The 20,616-nt window shown below is 39.4% G+C and carries 16 protein-coding genes and 1 other annotated feature; of the genes, 12 read left to right on the top strand and 4 right to left on the bottom strand.

Annotated features, from left to right (window positions below):
* Positions 1 to 26 precede the first annotated feature (26 nt).
* The 5 genes from OU989_RS11760 (at position 27) to ileS (ending at position 5,999) form a co-directional block, all read left to right on the top strand.
* Positions 27 to 545 carry a sigma-70 family RNA polymerase sigma factor gene (locus tag OU989_RS11760; protein WP_274793232.1) on the top strand — a complete coding sequence of 173 codons (519 nt, stop codon included), beginning with the start codon at positions 27 to 29 and terminating at the stop codon, positions 543 to 545.
* On the top strand, positions 538 to 1,497 hold the full coding sequence (locus tag OU989_RS11755; protein ID WP_274793231.1) for a DUF3221 domain-containing protein: 960 nt from the start codon (positions 538 to 540) through the stop codon (positions 1,495 to 1,497). The genes OU989_RS11760 and OU989_RS11755 overlap by 8 nt, the downstream gene beginning before the upstream one ends.
* Positions 1,498 to 1,601: 104 nt before the next feature.
* The gene (locus tag OU989_RS11750; protein ID WP_274793230.1) at positions 1,602 to 2,249 is read left to right on the top strand and encodes a hypothetical protein; all 648 of its coding nucleotides are present in this window, start codon (positions 1,602 to 1,604) and stop codon (positions 2,247 to 2,249) included.
* A gap of 78 nt (positions 2,250 to 2,327) precedes the next feature.
* A complete protein-coding gene (locus OU989_RS11745) occupies positions 2,328 to 2,549 on the top strand; it encodes a hypothetical protein (RefSeq protein ID WP_274793229.1) in 222 nt (73 codons plus the stop codon).
* 58 nt (positions 2,550 to 2,607) lie between these two features.
* Positions 2,608 to 2,846: a binding site (T-box leader), on the top strand.
* Positions 2,847 to 2,906: 60 nt separating this feature from the next.
* Entirely contained in the window at positions 2,907 to 5,999 is a 3,093-nt protein-coding gene (ileS, locus tag OU989_RS11740; RefSeq protein ID WP_274793228.1) for an isoleucine--tRNA ligase, read from the top strand.
* Between the two features lie 41 nt (positions 6,000 to 6,040).
* On the opposite strand, the gene OU989_RS11735 is transcribed toward ileS, so the two are convergent.
* A complete protein-coding gene (locus tag OU989_RS11735; RefSeq protein WP_274793227.1) occupies positions 6,041 to 6,643 on the bottom strand; it encodes a LysE/ArgO family amino acid transporter in 603 nt (200 codons plus the stop codon).
* Between the two features lie 110 nt (positions 6,644 to 6,753).
* Between OU989_RS11735 and OU989_RS11730 the strand changes: the two genes are divergently transcribed.
* On the top strand, positions 6,754 to 8,187 hold the full coding sequence (locus OU989_RS11730) for an aminotransferase-like domain-containing protein (RefSeq protein ID WP_274793226.1): 1,434 nt from the start codon (positions 6,754 to 6,756) through the stop codon (positions 8,185 to 8,187).
* 970 nt (positions 8,188 to 9,157) lie between these two features.
* Positions 9,158 to 10,342 carry an oxalate decarboxylase family bicupin gene (locus OU989_RS11725; RefSeq protein WP_274793225.1) on the top strand — a complete coding sequence of 395 codons (1,185 nt, stop codon included), beginning with the start codon at positions 9,158 to 9,160 and terminating at the stop codon, positions 10,340 to 10,342.
* 35 nt (positions 10,343 to 10,377) lie between these two features.
* Here OU989_RS11725 and OU989_RS11720 read toward each other — a convergent pair whose 3' ends face one another.
* On the bottom strand, positions 10,378 to 11,529 hold the full coding sequence (locus tag OU989_RS11720) for an MFS transporter (protein WP_274793224.1): 1,152 nt from the start codon (positions 11,527 to 11,529) through the stop codon (positions 10,378 to 10,380).
* 98 nt (positions 11,530 to 11,627) lie between these two features.
* Here OU989_RS11720 and yeiL point away from each other — a divergent pair, with 98 nt between their 5' ends.
* On the top strand, positions 11,628 to 12,290 hold the full coding sequence (yeiL, locus tag OU989_RS11715; RefSeq protein WP_274793223.1) for a transcriptional regulator YeiL: 663 nt from the start codon (positions 11,628 to 11,630) through the stop codon (positions 12,288 to 12,290).
* A gap of 183 nt (positions 12,291 to 12,473) precedes the next feature.
* On the opposite strand, the gene OU989_RS11710 is transcribed toward yeiL, so the two are convergent.
* Positions 12,474 to 12,779 carry a hypothetical protein gene (locus OU989_RS11710; RefSeq protein WP_274793222.1) on the bottom strand — a complete coding sequence of 102 codons (306 nt, stop codon included), beginning with the start codon at positions 12,777 to 12,779 and terminating at the stop codon, positions 12,474 to 12,476.
* 283 nt (positions 12,780 to 13,062) lie between these two features.
* Between OU989_RS11710 and OU989_RS11705 the strand changes: the two genes are divergently transcribed.
* The 4 genes from OU989_RS11705 to OU989_RS11690 all read left to right on the top strand — a co-directional run bounded on the left by OU989_RS11705 (position 13,063) and on the right by OU989_RS11690 (position 19,265).
* The gene (locus tag OU989_RS11705) at positions 13,063 to 14,043 is read left to right on the top strand and encodes a diaminopimelate dehydrogenase (RefSeq protein ID WP_274793221.1); all 981 of its coding nucleotides are present in this window, start codon (positions 13,063 to 13,065) and stop codon (positions 14,041 to 14,043) included.
* Positions 14,044 to 14,200: 157 nt separating this feature from the next.
* Positions 14,201 to 17,389, top strand: a complete 3,189-nt coding sequence (locus OU989_RS11700) for a BTAD domain-containing putative transcriptional regulator (RefSeq protein WP_274793220.1) — start codon at positions 14,201 to 14,203, stop codon at positions 17,387 to 17,389.
* 568 nt (positions 17,390 to 17,957) lie between these two features.
* Positions 17,958 to 18,776, top strand: a complete 819-nt coding sequence (locus OU989_RS11695; protein WP_274793219.1) for an alpha/beta fold hydrolase — start codon at positions 17,958 to 17,960, stop codon at positions 18,774 to 18,776.
* Positions 18,777 to 18,851: 75 nt separating this feature from the next.
* Complete coding sequence (locus OU989_RS11690) at positions 18,852 to 19,265, top strand: GNAT family N-acetyltransferase (RefSeq protein WP_274793218.1); 414 nt, start codon at positions 18,852 to 18,854, stop codon at positions 19,263 to 19,265.
* A 62-nt stretch (positions 19,266 to 19,327) separates the two neighbouring features.
* Here the strand turns inward: OU989_RS11690 and OU989_RS11685 are convergent, their stop codons facing one another.
* The gene (locus tag OU989_RS11685) at positions 19,328 to 20,248 is read right to left on the bottom strand and encodes an MBL fold metallo-hydrolase (RefSeq protein ID WP_274793217.1); all 921 of its coding nucleotides are present in this window, start codon (positions 20,246 to 20,248) and stop codon (positions 19,328 to 19,330) included.
* Positions 20,249 to 20,616: the final 368 nt, after the last annotated feature.

Raw genomic sequence — 20,616 nt, 5'->3', positions numbered from 1 at the left:
CGTTTAAAGGGTAGAGAGGGGGAAACATGTTGCTAATTCATGAACTGGAAAAAATAATGGAACAGCATACAGAGAGACTTATCCGTCTTGCCTTTTACTATGTAAGAGATTTACAAAGTGCAGAAGATATCGTTCAGGATGTCTTTATAAAGTTCTACGATAATCAGCAGAACTATGAGGAACGTGGTGAGCTTAAGGCTTATTTATCGAAATTAGTTAGTAACCGAAGTAAAGATTATTTACGAAGTTGGACTTATCGGAGAATCCAAGTACAACAAAAAATTGCTGCCAAGCAGACAATCACAAGAAGGGATATGCTTGTCCGGCAAGATGAACAAACTTTGATTGAAAATGCAATCCTAGCTCTCCCATTCAAGCAGCGTGAGGTCATTATTCATTTTTATTTTGAAGAATTGTCTGTAGTCGACATTGCGCAGCTGATAAATATTCCTGAAAGTACAGTAAAAACAAGGCTACGTCGAGGGCGAGAGTTACTAAAGCTACAACTACAGCATGTTGAATGGGAGGTGCTTCTGCATGAGTAAAGTGGATATTCGTGTCGTACGGGATTTATCAGAAAGCAAAAAGCGTGTGATGGCAAATGTCATTCAGCATTTAGAACAGCGTCCTGTTAAAAAATCTACTAGACGCTGGCAATATGGGCTTTTAGCCATGATTTTGAGCGTCTGTATAGGATTGTTTGTATATTTGCAATACAATGATCATCAAAAACAAACTTCTATGATCCCACCAGTATTAGATGAACGAATTTTAGAGCTTCACTTACAAAAGGATGCTTATATGAATGGAAAAAATCGACTCTATAGGGCAAGCTTTGATAGTTTTTTATATCTTGAATCGACTTTTGCTTATGCGCAATCAATGAAGTTAATCCCCTCACGGGAGCAAGTAGATAAAGAGTTAGAACTGATTATGGAGGGTTTTAGCAATGAAACTCAGCCAACGATGAAGGAACGATTACAAATGCTGCAAATTACAAAAGAAGATTTTTCTGCAAAATATGCAAAGCCAATCGCTTATAAAATGGCTACAGTTAACTTATTAATGGAGGTAAGCAGAGTCGAATATCAAAATACAAGTGATCCAATCCGGATGTGGTTCGTTGAACAAAAAGCTATGAACTATTTAAAGCAGCACTATCATAAAGACGTTGCTTCTTTACAAGAAAAATATAGAATCCCAGAGAAGGAAAGTCAAATGATGTGGAAAAGAAGTGGAACAGTCTTAGCCATCAAGGAACATGAATTTTTAGTTGTCTCTGGCGTCTTGGATAGCGAGATTGGTCAATTATCTGTAGAGGAATTAGTGAAAAAACATAGCAATGGTACGTGGTTCCCTCTAGTGGATGTCCCGAAAACATTATCAGTTGGCGATCGTGTTGAAGTACAATATAGTCAGGCAATTGGGTATGATGGTTCTCAACCTATAATCGATTTTAAAGATATCGTGGGTTTGAGAATAGTAGAAGAATATTAATAAAATAAAGGCTACCATTCAAAAATATAGGATGCATAGCCTTTTCCTTTAATTTAAATTCCGTTACAATAGTTGTAATATTTTCCTTAAATGGAGGTGTTGGGTTGTTATTTGCTATAGTAGATTTTACAACAGCCTTTTTCCTAAGCTTACCTCTTCTACTAATTTATTTTAAGAGTAGGTCGCAGCAAGAGACTCCTTGGCGTTGGTCGTTTCCTCTATGGTTATTCAATTACCTGAGTATTCGATATTTCGTTTCAGATGGAGAGCTATTTTGGGTTGTCCTTTGCTGGCAGCTACTATTTTTATGGCCAATTAGTCTAGTAATATATCTTCATTTATACAAAAAGGAAAAGAATTGGTCGTTTTACATAGGTTTGAAGAAAAAGCATGTTGTTTTTGTGGCAGCATTAATGGCGCTATTTGCGAGCTCTCTCGTGTATTCACTTTTTCTGGCAAATCAACAGGTAGTTGCTTTTCACCAGCAGGTAATGCAAGAGCTCGAGGCCAGCCCGGATCGTCAGCTTTATTTGATAAACAATACGATTGCACCTTCCACACTGCTCGATGTAGCTGATCATATAGCTGAGGTTCGAAAGGGACAGGTTTATGCATCTACTTTGCCTTGGCGAAGCAAGGTTGTTGTGCATCAGGATAATTGGCAAAAGGAATTTACATATGTTCGTTTTTATAATGGTTGGAGGCTAGATGGGCTATACCAAGAAAGTAATTGGGAGAATCAAAAAGATTAAGTAAGGGGAGTCAACCAGTTGCTACAATACGTTTGAAGGAAGATGAGTTAAAGAATAAATTAATGACATTTTTTTGCGATGCTGGAGCAAGGATTAGAGCAAGATGAGGTAATTCAATTAGTGCAGAAAATGCCATCAACAGTAGTTACATTAAAGAGTCAATTAGCTGAAGAGCATTACAGAAACGCAGTATTCAATTACAAAACATTGCTAAAAAGCTTTTTTATCCAAACATATAATCAATCAAAATATGCGACCCTTCATCAACAAATCGCCACTTGTCTTAACGAGTTATCATAGGCGAAACATGATTGACAAACATTGGCTAATTTGATACGATGACATGCAATAAAAGCATACAAATTCGTTGATGAGAAAGAGTAGTGTTTCATTTTGTTCTACAGAGAGCCGGCAGTTGGTGGAAGTCGGTGTGCAGATGTTACATGAAAATCCTCTCTGAGAAGGTTAGCTGAAGAAAGTAAGCTAACCCGGGTGTCTACCGTTAAAAAGAACACGTATGATTGTACGTTGCTGAGTGCTATTGACCATTGTGTTAATAGAATTAGGGTGGTATTCGCGGTTAACCCCGTCCCTTTTCTTGGGACGGGGTTTTTTGTATGCCTTTTATACAAATTTGATTGTATAGGAGGAACTAATATGCAGGTAGAACAAAAGAAAGAAACAACGGTTGAACGAGAAACACGGATTCGAGCTTTGTGGGAACAAGAGGATACCTTTGCACAATCCGTAACCAATCGCGCTGGACAGCAGCCATTTGTATTTTACGAAGGACCACCGACAGCAAATGGTTTACCACACGTCGGCCATGCATTTGGCAGAACAATTAAAGATGTTGTAGCTCGCTATAAAACAATGCAAGGTTTTTTCGTTGAACGAAAAGCAGGCTGGGATACACATGGATTGCCTGTGGAGTTAGGGGTAGAAAAGACATTAGGTATCTCTGGAAAACAAGAGATTGAAAATTACGGGGTAGAGCGTTTTATCCAAGCATGTAAAAATAGCGTTTTTACTTACGAACAGAAGTGGCGATCCTTTACAGAACAGCTAGGTTACTGGCTCGATATGGATGATCCTTATCTTACACTAAGTAATGATTACATCGAGTCCGTCTGGCATATTTTAAGTCATGTTCATAAGGAAAATCGTTTATATAAAGGGCATCGGGTGTCACCATATTGCCCTAGCTGTCAAACGTCCTTAAGCTCTCATGAAGTGGCACAGGGCTACAAGGATATCAAAGATTTATCTGTGACAGCCATGTTTAAGCGACAGGATCACGACGAATATTTCTTAGGCTGGACGACGACACCGTGGACTTTACCTGCCAATGTTGCTTTGGCAATGAATCCTGCACTTAAATATGTACGTGTAAAGCATGCAAATAACGTATACATCCTGGCTAAATCACTTGTAGCAAAGGTATTTTCAGAGCCTATAGAAATAGTAAGTGAGCATGATGGGCATGAGTTTGCGGGTGTTTCCTATCACCCACCATTTTCTTATGTAAAGGTCGATAAAGGGCATGTTGTTGTCATGGCAGATTATGTGACAGAGCACAGTGGTACAGGGATTGTGCATATCGCACCTGCCTATGGTGAGGACGATTATAAAACAGTTCAGCACCATGGTTTATCCTTTATTAATGTAGTGGACTTGAAAGGGTGCTATACAGATGAAGTACCAGAGCTTGTCGGGCGATTCGTGAAAGATTGTGATGTCGATATTATAAAAATGCTTGCAAAAAAAGAGCTGTTATTTGCAAAAGAAAAATATGAGCATAGCTATCCACATTGCTGGCGCTGTGATTCACCATTGTTGTATTACGCAACAGATAGCTGGTTTATCAAGATGTCATCCTTAAAGGAGCAGCTTTTACAAAATAATCAACAAGTGACATGGTATCCAGGTCATATTAAGGATGGTCGATTTGGCAACTTCCTAGAAAATTTAGTGGATTGGAACATCAGCCGAAACCGCTACTGGGGGACACCGCTCAATGTATGGGTTTGTCAGGGTTGCGGTCATGAGGAGGCTCCAAACAGTATCGCAGCATTAATAAAATTAGCCAAAGGGGCTGTTGATGAGCAAATAGAGCTTCATAAACCATTTATCGATGACATTGTCTGCACTTGTCCTCAGTGTCAGGGAGACATGAAGCGTACACCTGAAGTAATTGATGTTTGGTTTGATAGTGGCTCGATGCCATTTGCGCAGCAGCACTATCCTTTTGAAGATGTGGCGACTTTTCACAATCAATTTCCAGCAAATGTCGTTATTGAAGGGATTGACCAAACACGAGGTTTTTTCTATAGTTTATTAGCCGTATCGACCTTGTTTACAGGGAAGCCACCTTATAAAAATGTCCTATCGTTAGGGCATGTGTTAGATGAGCATGGGCAGAAGATGTCTAAAAGTAAAGGCAATGCTTTAGAACCAGTTGAATTAATCGAGCAGTATGGAGCGGATGCTTTACGCTGGGCCTTTCTAGTAGATAGCTCCCCTTGGAATCCGAAGCGCTTTTCCAAGAAAATTGTATTGGATGCGAAATCAAAGCTAGTAGATACACTTGATCATACGTTTAAATTTTATGAAATGTATGCCACAATCGATGGGTTTACGTATGATGCCTCAAATACTGGTACACGGTCACATTTAGATCATTGGATTTTGTCTCGCTTACATCACACTATCCGAGTTGTGACAGCTGCCATGGATGATTACCAATTTACGCAGGCGACTAGGGAAATTGCCCAATTGGTGGAGGAGTTAAGCAATTGGTATATTCGCCGTTCTCGTGCCAGATTTTGGGCAAATGGGCTGACTGTAGATAAACGAGGAGCATTTAGTACACTTTACGAGCTTCTAACATCTATTTGTCAATTACTAGCTCCGTTTACTCCATTTATAGCAGAAGATATTTACCGACAATTATGTGGGAAAAGTGTCCATCTTGAAAACTATCCAATATGTAACGAGCAGCTAATGGATGTGAGGCTGGAACAAGAAATGACATTGGTGTTAACAGTAGTGGAACTAGGACGTAGTATACGCAATAGCCAGGGGATGAAGGTTAAGCAACCTTTAAGTGAACTCATTGTTGCAGTAAATGGTGAGTTGGCAGATTACCAAGTCTATAATGAGCTCATTCAAGATGAGTTAAATATCAAGTTCTGTAGATGGACGCATGACTTTTCAGCCTATGAACTTGTCTATTATAAGCTGAACTTTAAAACAGCAGGAGCGGCATTTGGTTCAAAGGTGAATCAGGTAAAAGACTATGTAACGACATTAACAAATGAAGAGAAAAATAAGTTACAGCAACAAGGGGCATTAGATATCGTAATTGAAGATCAACAGCTTACATTGCTGTCAACGCATGTGGTCGCAGAATCCGTCGTGAAGGAGCATTATATAAAAGCAGAGGATAGCACTTGTCGTGTCTTGCTCAATGTACAACTAACGGAGAGCTTATTACAAGAGGGGCAAATGCGAGAATTGATCCGTACAATTCAAGATGCACGTAAAAAATGGCAGCTACCAGTGGAGCAATATGTGTCGATTGCCTTTAATGGGAGTTCGGAAGTCTTATCTATCATCCAGCAGCACGAAACTTTATTACAAGCAAATGTGTTGGTCAAAGCTCTGCATTATGGTGTGGAATGGCACGAAGAAACATCGATAGATACAGCACTGTTTAATGAAAAGCTTACAATTTTTGTTGCGCTATAAGAAAAATGCTCAGGTTACCGCCTGAGCATTTTCTATGTATGCTACAGGAAGCCACTTGCAAGATAACAGGCTGTTGCCCATATAAAGATGGCAGAGCATTTATTAAATAATCGCATTAGTTTTCCAGAGCGATCCAGTTTTTTGAACGAGGCTCCCGTCAAAGTAAGTCCGAAAAACCACAGCCAGGAAATTAAGACACAGGCGAGGGTAAAAATGATTTGCTCTGTACCACTATATTTTAATGCGCTCGTCCCAATAACACCGATTGTATCTAATATCGCATGTGGATTGAGGAGCGACACAGAGAGTGCAAAGAATATTTGTTTTTTTACAGGCAGTGCTTCGCTATTAGTGGTAGATGACGGATTTGAACGCCAAATACTATAGCCCATATAAAGTAAGAACACGATACCAACCGCCATTAACGTAATTCGTAACCACTCAAATTGTAGGACAATTAATGATAAACCGAATACCGCTAGTAAAATCAACATTGTATCACAGATAGCTGCTGTCACACTTGCAGGCAATGCTTTGAATACATTTGGTTGTGTAGCACCTTGCGAAAAAACAAAAACATTTTGTACGCCTAATGGCAATATAAGACCAAATGCTAAAATGATACCATGAAGAAAAGCTTCCAACGACAATCCCTCCTTTCACTCTTCATTTTAGTTATGGTATAACTAAAAGAAAACGACCAATTGGATGGTTTTTTAGCCACCCAATTTTCTAGAATGGAAGGGGATGAATCATGAGCTGGCAGCCAAATAGACAAAGTGACTCCACGTTACAGCAACAAATTGTTCACTGGGTAATCGCTCAAGTGGAACGAGGGGACTGGGTGGCAGGGACAAAACTTCCTACCCAACGACAATTGGCTATGCAGTTTGAAGTAAATCGGAGTACAGTTCAACAGGCTTTGGAGGAATTAAAAGCAATAGGCATTCTTGAGGCAAAGATAGGCTCTGGTGTTTATGTCACTGACAATTCCTGGCATGCATTACTTCAGCAAACACAGCCGAATTGGCAAACCTATATCGAAACAAGTATTCATAAGCCAAATTACCACACCATCCAATTGATAAATGAATACGAGCAGCGTGATGATGTCATTCGATTAGGAACGGGTGAGCTTGCTCCTGACTTGTTACCAACTGAGGAAATGGAGTCTTCACTTAGAGAACTATCATTTCAGCCGAAAAGCTTAGGTTATTCTTCACCACAGGGCAATGATCAACTTCGTGCAGCAATCTGTCACTATGTTAAAAAAAGAGGAATCGATGCTGAGCCCCAACATGTCTGTATTGTTTCGGGTGCGCTGCAGGCATTGCAGTTAATTGCCGTTGGTTTATTAGAACAAGGGTCGATCGTATTTCAGGAACCAACCTCCTATCTAAACTCTGTCCATCCATTTCAATCGGTCGGTATGCAGATGATTGGCGTTCACCGTGATAATCAACTTGCCCAAACATTAGCTCAACGGAAACGAAAAAAACAAGCAGTCTTTTACACTATTCCTACTTTACATAATCCAACTGGATATGTTTGGACAGCACAGGAAAAAAAGCTACTGTATGAAGCCTGTCAAGCAACGCGAATTCCAATAATCGAGGACGATGTCTATCAAGATTTGCTTTTTGAAGCTACATCTCCACCGATTAAAGCAATGGATCGAAGCGGGCAAGTCCTTTATATGGGGAGCGTCTCTAAAACCTTAAGTCCTGGGCTCCGCATCGGCTGGCTTATCGGCCCAACAACCGTCATCGAACGACTGGCAGATATTAAAATGCAAACAGACTATGGCTCAAGTGCCATCTCACAGGAAATAGTATTACATTGGTTGCAATCAGGGAAATATGACAAACATATCGTAGGTTTACGCCAACAATTACAAGATCGAGCCGATTTTACAGAACGTATTTTGCAGGAAAAATTTAAGGATATCGCAAGTTGGGATAAACCAAAGGGAGGCTTCTATATTTGGCTCAAGTTTCATGAGCCTCTTGTAGATAAAGAGTTTTTTCTAAAGCTATTGCAACAACAAGTATTAATTAACCCAGGCTATATTTATGATCCTCAAGAACATCACCATATTCGATTATCTTACTCATATGCATCCTATGAGGAATTACAGGAAGGCCTACAAAACTTGCATGACTGTGTCGTCGACGCTATGGGAAAGTGAGATATTGAGTGAAATCGGTATTATTTTAGGGGGATTTGCTCCAATTAGGGTGCAAGGTGATCTAAAAAGCAGGAGAACCGCTCCAACAAGGATGCAAGGTGATCCAAAAAGCGAGGAAACCGCTCCAAATAGGATGCAAGGTGATCCAAAAAGCGGGAGAATCGCTCCAACAAGGATGCAAGGTGATCCAAAAAGCGAGAGAACCGCTCCCAATTCGATAGAAAGTGCTCCATAAAGAGGGGAAAGCGCTCCAACTAGAGTGAAAGGTGATCCAAAAAGCGGGAGAACCGCTCCAACAAGGATGCAAGGTGATCCAAAAAGCGAGGAAACCGCTCCATCTAGAGTAAAAGGTGATCCAAAAAGCGGGAGAACCGCTCCAAAATAGATGGAAAGCGCTCCACAATGAGAGGAAACCGCTCCAACTAGAGTGAAAGGTGATCCAAAAAACGGGGAAACCGCTCCAAATAAGATGCAAGGTGATCCAAACCGCGGGAGAACCGCTCCAAAATAGATGGAAAGCGCTCCACAAAGAGGGGAAACCGCTCCACAAAGAGGGGAAACCGCTCCAACTAGAGTGAAAGGTGATCCAAAAAGCGAGAGAACTGCTCCAAAATAGAAGAGAAGCGCTCCAAAATCGATAGAAAGCGCTCCAAAAAACGGGGAAACCGCTCCAAATAGGATGCAAGGTGATCCAAACCGCGGGAGAACCGCACCAAAATAGATGGAAAGCGCTCCACAATGAGAGGAAACCGCTCTAAATAGAGTGAAAGGTGATCCAAAAAGCGAGGAAAGCGCTCTAAAATGTAGGGAAGCCACTACAAATTGAGTAGCACGAAGTAACTAACGAAAAAATCTACAATTCCTTTTAATAATTCCAACCTGAGTCACTTCACCAACATAAAGAAAAGTGAATAATCAAAGCATTGCACCCATACATTTTAGAAGAATCATAGCGGAAAGAGGTGAACGTTTGGAGAATTTGCCACCAGGTTATTTTCAGGTGCCACAGCCTGTTAGGAGTGATGGAGCAGGAGGGGTGGATAAGGGGCCACGAGATATTATGCGGGATTTAGAAAATCCTGATATGCTGGTACCGCCAACGACTGATGCGGGGTTGATTCCTAATTTGCGCTTTTCGTTTTCGGATAAGCATATGACCTTAAATCAGGGGGGATGGTCTCGGGAAATTACGGTTCGTGAATTGCCGATTGCTACGACATTAGCGGGTGTTAATATGAGTTTGACACCTGGAGGCGTGCGTGAGCTGCATTGGCATCAGCAGGCAGAATGGTCTTATATGCTCCTTGGTTATGCACGCATTACCGCAGTCGATCAAAATGGCTGTAACTTTATTGCTGATGTGGGACCAGGTGATTTATGGTATTTCCCGCCAGGAATCCCTCATTCTATTCAGGGACTAGAGGGCGGTTGTGAATTTTTATTAGTGTTTGATGATGGGAATTTCTCCGATCTCAATACACTCTCGATTTCGGATTGGTTTGCCCATACGCCAAAAGAAGTATTGTCGGCTAATTTTGGTGTTCCTCTGAGTGCCTTCCAACATATTCCGAACGAACAAGTGTATATATATCAAGATAAGGTTCCAGGACCCATAGATTCACAAAAAGTACAATCTCCCTATGGCAAGGTTCCACAATCTTTTAAACATCGTTTGTTAGCTCAGCCTCCATTGAAAACACTGGGAGGCAGTGTGCGCATAGTTGATTCGACTAATTTTCCCATTTCAAAAAATATTGCGGCTGCACTGGTAGAAATTGAGCCTGGTGCGATGAGGGAATTACATTGGCATCCTAATAACGATGAATGGCAATATTACTTACAAGGAAAAGGACGGATGACTGTTTTTACAGGGAATGGTACAGCTCGAACATTCGATTATCGAGCGGGAGATGTTGGGTATGTTCCATTTGCTACGGGTCATTATATTGAAAATACAGGCACAGAACCACTATGGTTTTTAGAAATGTTTAAAAGTGACCGGTTCCAGGATGTATCCTTAAATCAATGGATGGCTCTCACGCCAACTGAATTGGTGCAAAGTAATTTACGGGTCGGCCCTGAGTTGTTACATGCCTTAAGAAAGGAAAAATGGCCGGTGGTGAAATATCCTGGTTTTTCCTATTATCCGAAATAGCAAAGCAGGTGAAAAAATTCTCACCTGCTTTTTGATTAATATTGATATTTTGTGCGTGTTAACAGCAAAATGGCGATAGCGGGCACTGTACATATGAGCATGGCTGCGAAGGATAGTCCAGGCGATAGTTCATATAAATAGCCTCCTAAAAACGTTAGGATGGCCGTACTTAAGCCCATGGCTAATGCAGAGTATAGACCCTGTGCATTTGGAATTTGTTCCTTTGGTAAGGTTTGTGTTAGATAACGAATAAATGCATAATGCGCTAAAGCAAAAGATAATGCATGCAAGGTTTGTGAGGCAATAAATACCCATACATTTGGGAACATAAAGATGAGTAACCAACGTAGGGAAGAACCGCTTGCTGCTAAAAGTAATAAAGACGAAGAGCGCCACTTTGTCAAAAACGTATCAGCTTTCATAAAATAGAGGATTTCGCAAATAACAGCAATGTTAATAATCATCCCCATATAAAATGGGTCTACATGTAAATCCTCTAAATAAATATAGCCATAGCTATAATAGGAGGCATGGGCGCCCTGTAGCAAAATAACGATGAATAATACTACAGGGAAGCCTTTGATACTCCATAACATTTTCATTGATAAAGATTTTGCGCGTTGATCTTTTGTTGGCACAACGAGTAATTCCTTTGGTGTTGCTAATTGCTGCATGAGCAACATGCCAATAAGACCAATAATCATGCTCCAAAAGATCACGTTTTTACCGAAAACCCCAGTCAGCATACTAATGATCAATACAGCAATGACAAAACCAAAGGAACCGTAGGAGCGGCTCTTGCCATAGTGAATATTGCCGTGCTGGACAAGTGTTGCTGCACTACTTTCGACAGCAGGTAACAGTGCCGGATAAAAAATACTAAATAAAATCGTCACGATTAATAATGCGATAAATCCTGTACTTGGTATGTAGAGTAATGCCGTCAGAAGAGCTCCTACTGCTAATATCGTAATGAGTCGTTTGTTGTTTACATATTTTGCAAGTGTTGGGAAGAAGAAAAGATTGGATGTTGCACGAGCAAGTAGACCACAGCCCATGACAACACTCGCCTGTGATACTGTCAGATGTTTTGCATCAACAAGCCATCCTGTCCAATAGGGTAAGAAAATGCCCCAAGTAATGAAAAATGTAAAGAAATTTTGAGAAAGCCATCGTTGATTGTTCATATATTTACCGTACCTCCATTAACTATGTTGAATAATAGCACGTTCACCGCTACAATAATGTGAGATATCTCATATTTTTTATAGGAGAGAGTAAAAAAATGCATATACTAACAGCTGAAGCGCGGAACCATTATCTTGAAAACTATCCGATCAATGATTTTTTCTCATTTGAAATTGATCCCTATCTGGAAGTCTGTCAATTTGACAAAGGAGAATGGATTTTTCAGGAGGGCTCCTTTCCAGATACATTGTATTACATGATCGAAGGAAAGGCGAAGCTCTATATGACGCATAAAAACGGCAAGGTTTCACTTATTGAATATTTGGAAGCACCACGTTTTATGGGGGAAATTGAATTACTAAATGAGGCAAGGTATACGAAGGGGATCCAAACCGTAACAAAAACCATTTGTTATTCGATTACACAGTCGTGTAAGGAAAAGTTACTCGCGGATGCTTTATTTTTACGCAGACTTTGTGTGTTTTTAGGGGAAAAAGCCACAAAAATGACGTCTAAATATACACAAAATCAGGCATATCCCTTTGAAAATCGTTTAGCAGCCTTTATCCAATTATCTGCCGACCAAGGTGTCTATAAGGAGAAACATACGGAAATCTGTGAGTATTTAGGGGTTTCCTATCGCCATTTATTATATGTATTGGCACAGTTTTGCGAAGAGAAAATTCTAGAAAAGAGCAAGACAGGTTACCATATAATTGATGAGGAGCGCCTTGCACAGCTAGCACAGGAAATTCAATAGTATGATGAAAATTGTTGATCATTCTTTAAAAAGTCGTGCTTAGAAAGAGGAGTAAAGCGATCTATAATTGAAGGGAAACGCTTAAAATGAGGAGTAAGATAATCTTTAGCCAGAGAAAACGCTCGCACATAATTTTCATTAATGTGCTCAACCTAAACAGTCGACACAATGATTATTTAGACTTCACACATAGAAGTCTGGACATGGCTTGTTGTATTCACTTTTTTTAATGAGCCAGCGTGCGATTTCCTTGCCACTATGGTAAAAGTCAACCTCATGCACCTTGTTTTTTTGGATGGAAATGTTTAATGTATCTACCATAACGTCAAAAGGTAAAACGCCGATACATAAATGTTGATTAGGTACAAACTTTTCATCCTTACTACCAGTTTGCAATGCTTCATCGTTCATTAAATGTTGTGTCATAAGGAATGCAAGTAGTTCTCCTTGTGCCAATGTTGTGCTTGATGAGTAACCAATACTTTTCATTCAACATGCCCCCTTTTGTCGTTACATTTATTGTACAAGACTCATTGGGAAAATAGCCGTCATTTACAAGGCTTTTACAATAACTTTAAGGTTCATGGAATAATTAGTAATTTGTAACCGTATTCATACCATTATGGGATAAAAACCATAGAAAACTGATATAAATTCTTTTAAAAAAACTCATACTCAAACTATTGTGAATTTTTCTAACACAAAGTATTATTGAAGTTAGATTTAACGTGAAAGTTTTCACAAAGTCACGTAATCGTTAGGAGGAATTTTGATGAGTGCAATTCGAGTAGGTATTGTAGGATATGGAAATTTAGGACGTGGTGTGGAGTATGCCATTTCACAAAATCCAGATATGGAATTAGTAGCGGTGTTCACACGCCGTGATCCTTCAACGGTAAACGTAGCAAGCAATGCTAGCGTATACTTGGTAGATGACGCTGAAAAATTCCAAAACGACATTGATGTCATGATTTTATGTGGTGGTTCTGCAACGGATTTACCAGAGCAAGGTCCTCACTTTGCACAATGGTTTAATACAATCGATAGCTTTGATACACATGCGAAAATTCCTGAATTTTTTGATGCTGTAGACGCTGCTGCGCAAAAATCTGGTAAAGTATCGGTTATCTCAGTTGGCTGGGACCCAGGTTTATTCTCATTAAATCGCCTATTAGGGGAATCCGTTTTACCGGTTGGTACAACATACACATTCTGGGGAGATGGTCTAAGTCAAGGTCACTCAGATGCTGTTCGTCGTATCGAAGGTGTTAAAAATGCGGTTCAATACACTTTACCAATTAAAGAAGCTGTAGAACGTGTACGTAATGGGGAAAACCCTGAACTCACAACTCGTGAAAAGCACGCACGCGAATGTTGGGTTGTGTTAGAAGAGGGGGCAGATGCAGCAAAAGTGGAACAAGAAATTGTCACAATGCCTAACTATTTCGATGAATATAACACAACAGTTAACTTTATTTCTGAAGAAGAATTTAAAGCAAACCATACAGGTATGCCACATGGTGGTTTTGTCATTCGCAGTGGTGACAGTGGTGCAAACGACAAACAAATTCTTGAATTCTCATTAAAGCTTGAAAGTAATCCAAACTTCACGTCAAGTGTATTAGTAGCTTATGCGCGTGCTGCACATCGTCTTAGCCAAGCAGGTGAAAAAGGCGCGAAAACAGTATTTGATATCCCATTCGGTCTACTTTCACCAAAATCAGCTGCAGATTTACGTAAAGAATTACTATAATCATAACGGCAGTTTCCCGGTTATCATTGATATGATAATCGGGATTTTTTATTTTAAGCCATTATTTCTCTAAAAATATGGTAAACTGTCAATAATTTAAAAATCTGAATTTTCGAGAAGATTTTAGTAACCTTACAAAGTATGGAGGTTATTTAACGTGACAACAGATATTATTATTCAATCCAAATGTATAGCTCCAAGCCCGTCTAATCATTGCATTAATAGAGCAGCACTGATGAAAACACTAAAACAAAGTCATCAGCATACTTGCACAATTCTTCATAGTGGTGCAGGGTATGGTAAAACGACCACCCTTACTCAATTCCTTCATAACGAAACTAGTAAATTTTCTTGGTATAGTGTCTCCGATGAAGATGATAATCTATTACCTTTCTTAAGGCACCTTTTTTTTAGTATACAGCGAGTAGTACCGAATTTTGGGCATTCATTTGCTGCGTGGAACCAATTATCTCGCTTTCCAAAAATGGAGGAAATTAATCGCTGGTACAAACTTTTTGTGAACTGCTTATGTGATATGGATGAGCCTCTACTAATTGTTATTGATGATTTTCATCATGTAGATCATGTTTTTCACATTAATTATATAATGGAAAAAATGATTGAATTTGCGCCGCCCACGGTTCGTTTTATTATTGCTTCTAGAACATTACCTAATTGGGATATTACAAGGAAATTAAAGCTGCAAAAAAAATTGCTCATCATCAAAGAGGAAGAACTTGCATTTTCAACCGAGGAAATTGCCGTTTTTTTTGAAGAATATGTGGATGTGCATTTAACAGCTACTGAAATGGAGAAGGTGCTAGAGATTACCGAAGGCTGGGCTATTAGTATTTCTTTATTAGCTGAGCAATGGCACCATGCGTCTTTAGAACATTGGTTAACAATTTCAACAAACGACCTTTTCACATATTTGTCCGAGGAAGTGTATAGTACGATGACTTCGACTGAGCAGGAGATGATTTTGAAGTTGGCGATTTTTCCTACCTTTTCAGTGGAGCTATTGAAGCAATTTTATGGCCTTGACACTGCACAAATGCTACATCCATTAACACAGCGCCATTTATTTATTCAACCAGTAACAACTGATGGTTTATATCGGTTCCATGCATTGTTTAGCCGATTTTTAGAAATGAAGTGGAGACAATTTCCAAGCCAGTATAAAGCGCTACATAAACAAGCTGCTTTGTATTATGTGGAGCATCATAATATTCAGGCTGTCCTCTATCATGCCTTTAAAACAAATGACCATGATTTTTGTGGGGAGCTATTACAGCAACATGCAGAACCATTAGTACGTGCTGGTCAGTTTGAATGGTTGTTGGAAAAAATCAATCGGTTTACAGCACAGGAAAAAAACAATTTTTATAAGCTATATTATTTTGAAGGTGAATGTCATCGCTATCGTGCTTTTTATGAAAAAGCAAAGCAATCATATGAGAAATGCGCAGAAATTGCCGAGCAACAGCAGGATCATTTATTTATGACCAAGTCCCAAGCAGGCTTAGCGCATATATATTTAGACACCATTCAACCTGCCTTAGCGGAGCCCTATTTAGAACGGGCATTAGAGCTAGCTCAACATACACCATTATTAAAAGAGGAATTATTAGAACTACAACGACAATACGCAGAAAATCTAGTGAATTTAGGAAAGGCGAAAGGTGCTCAACTTTTTATCGAGGATGTGGCATTGCCTGAGGATGTCGTTCAACGAGCCAATGTTGATGTACGTGTTTTATTACGTACAGGACAATTACAAGAGGCGAAGGAATTATTAACGCAACGGCTTGAATTACCACCTCAGCTTGTGGCGACACATCGTGAAAGTGAACTACTTGCATCTTTTGTCTATGCATTGTTAGGCCAAGGGAAGGATGCTTGGTATGCTGCACAGCACGGCATTCGGCGGGGGTTAAGAGAAAAGTCCATATTCATTGAGGCTGTTGGCTATATCAGAAAGGCGCATGCATTGCTGTTAATGGATTATCCTGATCATCAAGGTGCATGTAAGGCCTATGAAAAAGCCTTATCTTTAATGAATACGATCAATATCTCACGAGTTAAAGCTGAGCCTTATATGGGGTTAGCCATTGTCAAACATACGTTAGGGGATATGGTCGCAGCGAAAAAATACTTAGCGCTTGGTTTACAGGAAACAGAGCAGGTACAAGATGCATGGATGACGGCCCTTATTCTTATAGCAGAAGTGAAAATCATTCTTTCTGAGCAAGAAACAGAACGAGCAAAGCAATTATTAAAAAAAGCTCAGTATTTATTTCACGAATGCGGTGATCGTAATGGCTTGATGCATGTTTTGTTTTATCAAGCAGTCATTGCTTTTCAAGAACAGAATGTCGAGCAATTTCAACCATATTTTCAACAATTTGCGCAATTATGTTTGGCAAATAGCTATGAATATTTTTTGCAAAAGAAGATGATTCTTGGTCCAAGTAATCGCATGATTTTCTACGAACTATTGCAATTTAGTCAAAATGGTGAGGAGGAACATCCAGCCATTCAAGCATTACGACATTATTTTCAAGTGGAGGGTAGCATCAGTTATCCGCATGATGAAGTTCAAATCAAACTTTTTGGGAGTTTAAGTTTAATTAGAGGGCAACGAAAGCTGGAAGATAAAGAATGGCAACGCGATAAATCAAAGGAATTATTTGTCTATCTGTATTGTCACCGTCATCGCTTTACACCAAAGGAGGAAATTGCCCAGGCATTATGGCCTGAACGCAGTATCGAGTCCTTAGACCGAGATTTTAAGGTAGTGTTAAATACATTATTAAAAGTGTTGGAACCACAGCGGAATGCAAGACAGGATAGTTTTTTTATTCAGCGAAAAAATAGTATGTATCAGCTACAGCATATCTCTTTTCTCCACATTGATGTGGAGCGGTTCCTCTATTATTACCAGTTAGGTATGGAGGAATTTGATCCAGAGCTGTCCAATGAATGGCTACAATTAGCAGAAGCGAGTTATACGGATACCTTGTACGCTGAAAAAAAGCAAATTGACTGGCTTGCCCAGGATCGCGAAAAGCTACAATTTTTATATATTGAAGTGCTTGAACGGTTAGCACAAAATGCAACGCGACAACAGCAATTTAAAAAAGCTATCAACTACGCAGAGAAGATTCTACGAGAGGATGCCCTTTGGGAGGAAGGGTATCGCTTGCTCATGTACAGTCACTATCAACTGCAAAATCGTTCCCTTGCATTAAAATGGTATGAAAAATGTGTCCATCAATTGCAGCAAGAATTAAACACAACGCCGATGGAATCCACCATGGCTGTCTATGATTTGATTATGGGGTAGCCAGATGGTCGAAGACGGGAGCAATCCTACACTATCTCTAAATGGTAGGAGCAAAGAGAGCCAAAAATAAGCAAAACCGCTCGAAAGTAAGGAAAAGTCGCTCGTAAATAGTGTGAGCCGCTCCAAAGTAAGGAGAAGTCGCTCATAAATAGGGTGGAACCGCTCGAAAGTAAGGAGAAGTCGCTCATAAATAGGGTGAAACCGCTCGAAAGTAGGTAGAAGTCGCTCCTAAATAGTGTGAAGCCGCTCGAAAGTAAGGAGAAGTCGCTCATAAATAGGGTGGAACCGCTCGAAAATAAGGAGAAGTCGCTCGTAAATAGGGTGAAACCGCTCCAAAGTAGGTAGAAGTCGCTCATAAATAGGGTGGAAGCGCTCCAAAGTAGGTAGAAGTTGCTCTTAAATAGTGTGAAGCCGCTCCAAAAAAGTGAGAAAGCGCTCATAACAAGGCAAAAGCCGCTCGTAAATAGTGTGAGCCGCTCGTAACGTGAGTCAAACCGCTCAAACAAGGGAGCCAAACATAATCCATTTCTAAAATAATATAAAAAGTAATGTATCCGGGGGAACAACAATGCCATTTTGTCAGATTAAGAAAGCGACTATTTATTATGAAGTAATTGGAACAGGAACACCGATTATCATGCTACATGGATTTTCTCCTGATCATCGATTGATGAAAGGATGCATGGAGCCTATTTTTGATGGGCGTGAGGGGTGGAAACGTATTTATTTAGATCTTCCTGGAATGGGCAGAACGACAGATTATTTAACTATTGAGAATTCAGATGAAATGCTAGATGCGGTCATTGAATTTATAGACGAAATTATCCCTAATGAACCCTACTTGTTGGTGGGGGAATCGTATGGTGGCTATTTAGCGCGTGGCATTATGAGAAACTCTATGGAACAACTATTGGGGGCAGCCTTTATCTGTCCTCTAATTATTCCTGAGAAACAACATCGAACAGTGCCAGAGCATCTTGTGATGAGAGAAGATCCTATATTTTTATCAACATTAAGCCAGCAGGAGAAAGACGATTTTAAGGCGCATCAAGTTGTACTGGATGCCTATAACTGGCAACGCTACACGACAGAGGTACTAGCAGGATGTAATAGAGCAGATCAAGATTTTTTAGAAAAAATTCAGCAAAACTATCATTTTTCCTTTGCCGTTGATCAACAGTCCTTTGGCATGCCTAGCCTCTTCTTACTGGGAAAACAAGATTCAGTAGTTGGCTATAAGGACGCGTTTTCGATTCTAGAGATGTATCCAAGAGCAACCTTTGCAATTTTAGATATTGCTGGTCATAATTTACAAATTGAACAAGCTGATTTATTTAAAAATCTAATGAGTGAGTGGTTGGACCGAGTAGAGGGAGAGATGGGATAAAATGATACTTGCCAATGAAACAGTTTGGCGAGGTATTACGTAGATTACTATTTCATTGAAAGGAGTTGATTGTTAGTGCAGTATAAATACAATCTAGATGACATTTCATCGGATATGTTGAGAGGCTTTTTTGTAGATTGGCCCAATCCACCTAGCCCGCAAACACACTTAAAACTATTGGAAAATAGCAGTAACGTCGTCATTGCGGTTGATGAACAGTCTAAGCAGGTAGTAGGATTTATAACAGCAATTAGTGATGGAGTTTTATCGGCTTATATTCCATTCCTTGAAGTACTTCCAGCATATAAAAATAGAGGCATTGGCAAGGAATTAATCAAGCGAATGCTGGATGAGCTGAGTAATATTTATATGATTGATTTATGTTGTGACGATGATTTAATTCCTCTATATGAAAAATTTGGGATGATCAGATCCAATGGAATGCTCATGAGAAATTACAAAATGCAATCAGGAATACCGAATGAATAGTTTAATACTATAAAAGACAAAAATGTTGCTCATTCAACGTTTTTGTCTTTCTTTTTAGCTGTTTACAATTCTTTTAGTATGTTTAAATTTTTAATAAACAACTCCATCACATCAATATTGATCGTTGTCCAATCTTGATATGCGGGGGGAATTGAAACGTCTTCCATGTTACTTACCTTTTTCGATAACAATTTCATTTCATTAATATAGTTTTTTAGCTTGATGATATCTTTTTTAGTCCCTATGGATCCGTGACCAGGGATGGCCTTTTGAATGGCTAAGTTATTTACTTTTTCTAAAATATTTTCCCATTGTGTTGGATTGGAATATGGGAAGAATGATGGATGCATACCGACAAATAGAAGATCAGCCATAAAAATGATTTCATCTTCAGGAATATAAAGAAACGAATCACAGGGAGAATGACCAACTCCCAGTGTCATTATTCTTGCAGTACGTTTGGTTCCAAAAATAGTAAACTCGTGCGTAAAAGTATATTGCGGCAAAACTAATTCCAGGCGAGGGATTGAGATTTCCATCTCCTTTAAAAAACTTATTTCATTCAATTTCTGTGTATCAGTTGGATGAGCATTTTGTTCAAGTGAGGCAATGTACTTTTTTAACCCTTTCAAATCGGCTTTCTGTTCGGCTATTTTTGCTGGATGGTTTTCCTTCATTTGTTGAAGTGTTGTTTGACTAGATAATATATGACAATCTTTAAATACTTGGTTTCCTCTCGTATGATCGCTATGTAAATGACTATTAATTACCCAAGAGACGGGTTTGCTCGTAATACTTTCAGCTAGATTCCTTAGATCTTCAGCGGCTTGCTGAGTGTTAAATGTATCAAAAATAATCGTTTTATCGCCTAAATCAATGAAACCAGCATTGCCAAACGCGCCACCACCATCTTTCGCAATAGCAGCATAAATGCCTTCACTTACTTTTTCAAGATTAAAATGACTGGAATAGTAATTACTCATTAAATTTCCCTCTCTTTTTTATATGGTGTTTAGTATAGATAATTCGTGTTACTAAATAAAAAAACCTGCACTATTCATTCTTCTTTTATTAATTCGTAAAACTATATTACCATAAATACCCATTTGAAAATGGTTGTCACAGGCAAGTGATTGTCTTAGTGGGCACATAATAAAAGAGCCATTGTTCCTGCCGTAGCGTTGCACTGCACTTTCGGGACAGAAAACAAATCTGCCATTTCGGCAGATTTAAGAGAACATTTTGTCCCTGCCGTTGCGCTTCGCTGCACTTTCGGGATAGAAAACAAATCTGCCATTTCGGCAGATCATAAAAGAGCTTTTTGTCCCTGCCGTTATGTTGCACTCCACTT

The sequence above is a fragment of the Lysinibacillus irui genome (genome assembly GCF_028877475.1).
Lineage (GTDB): Bacteria > Bacillota > Bacilli > Bacillales_A > Planococcaceae > Lysinibacillus > Lysinibacillus irui.
Note: the sequence above shows the minus strand (reverse complement) of the source record. Positions and strands in the feature narration are given on the sequence as shown.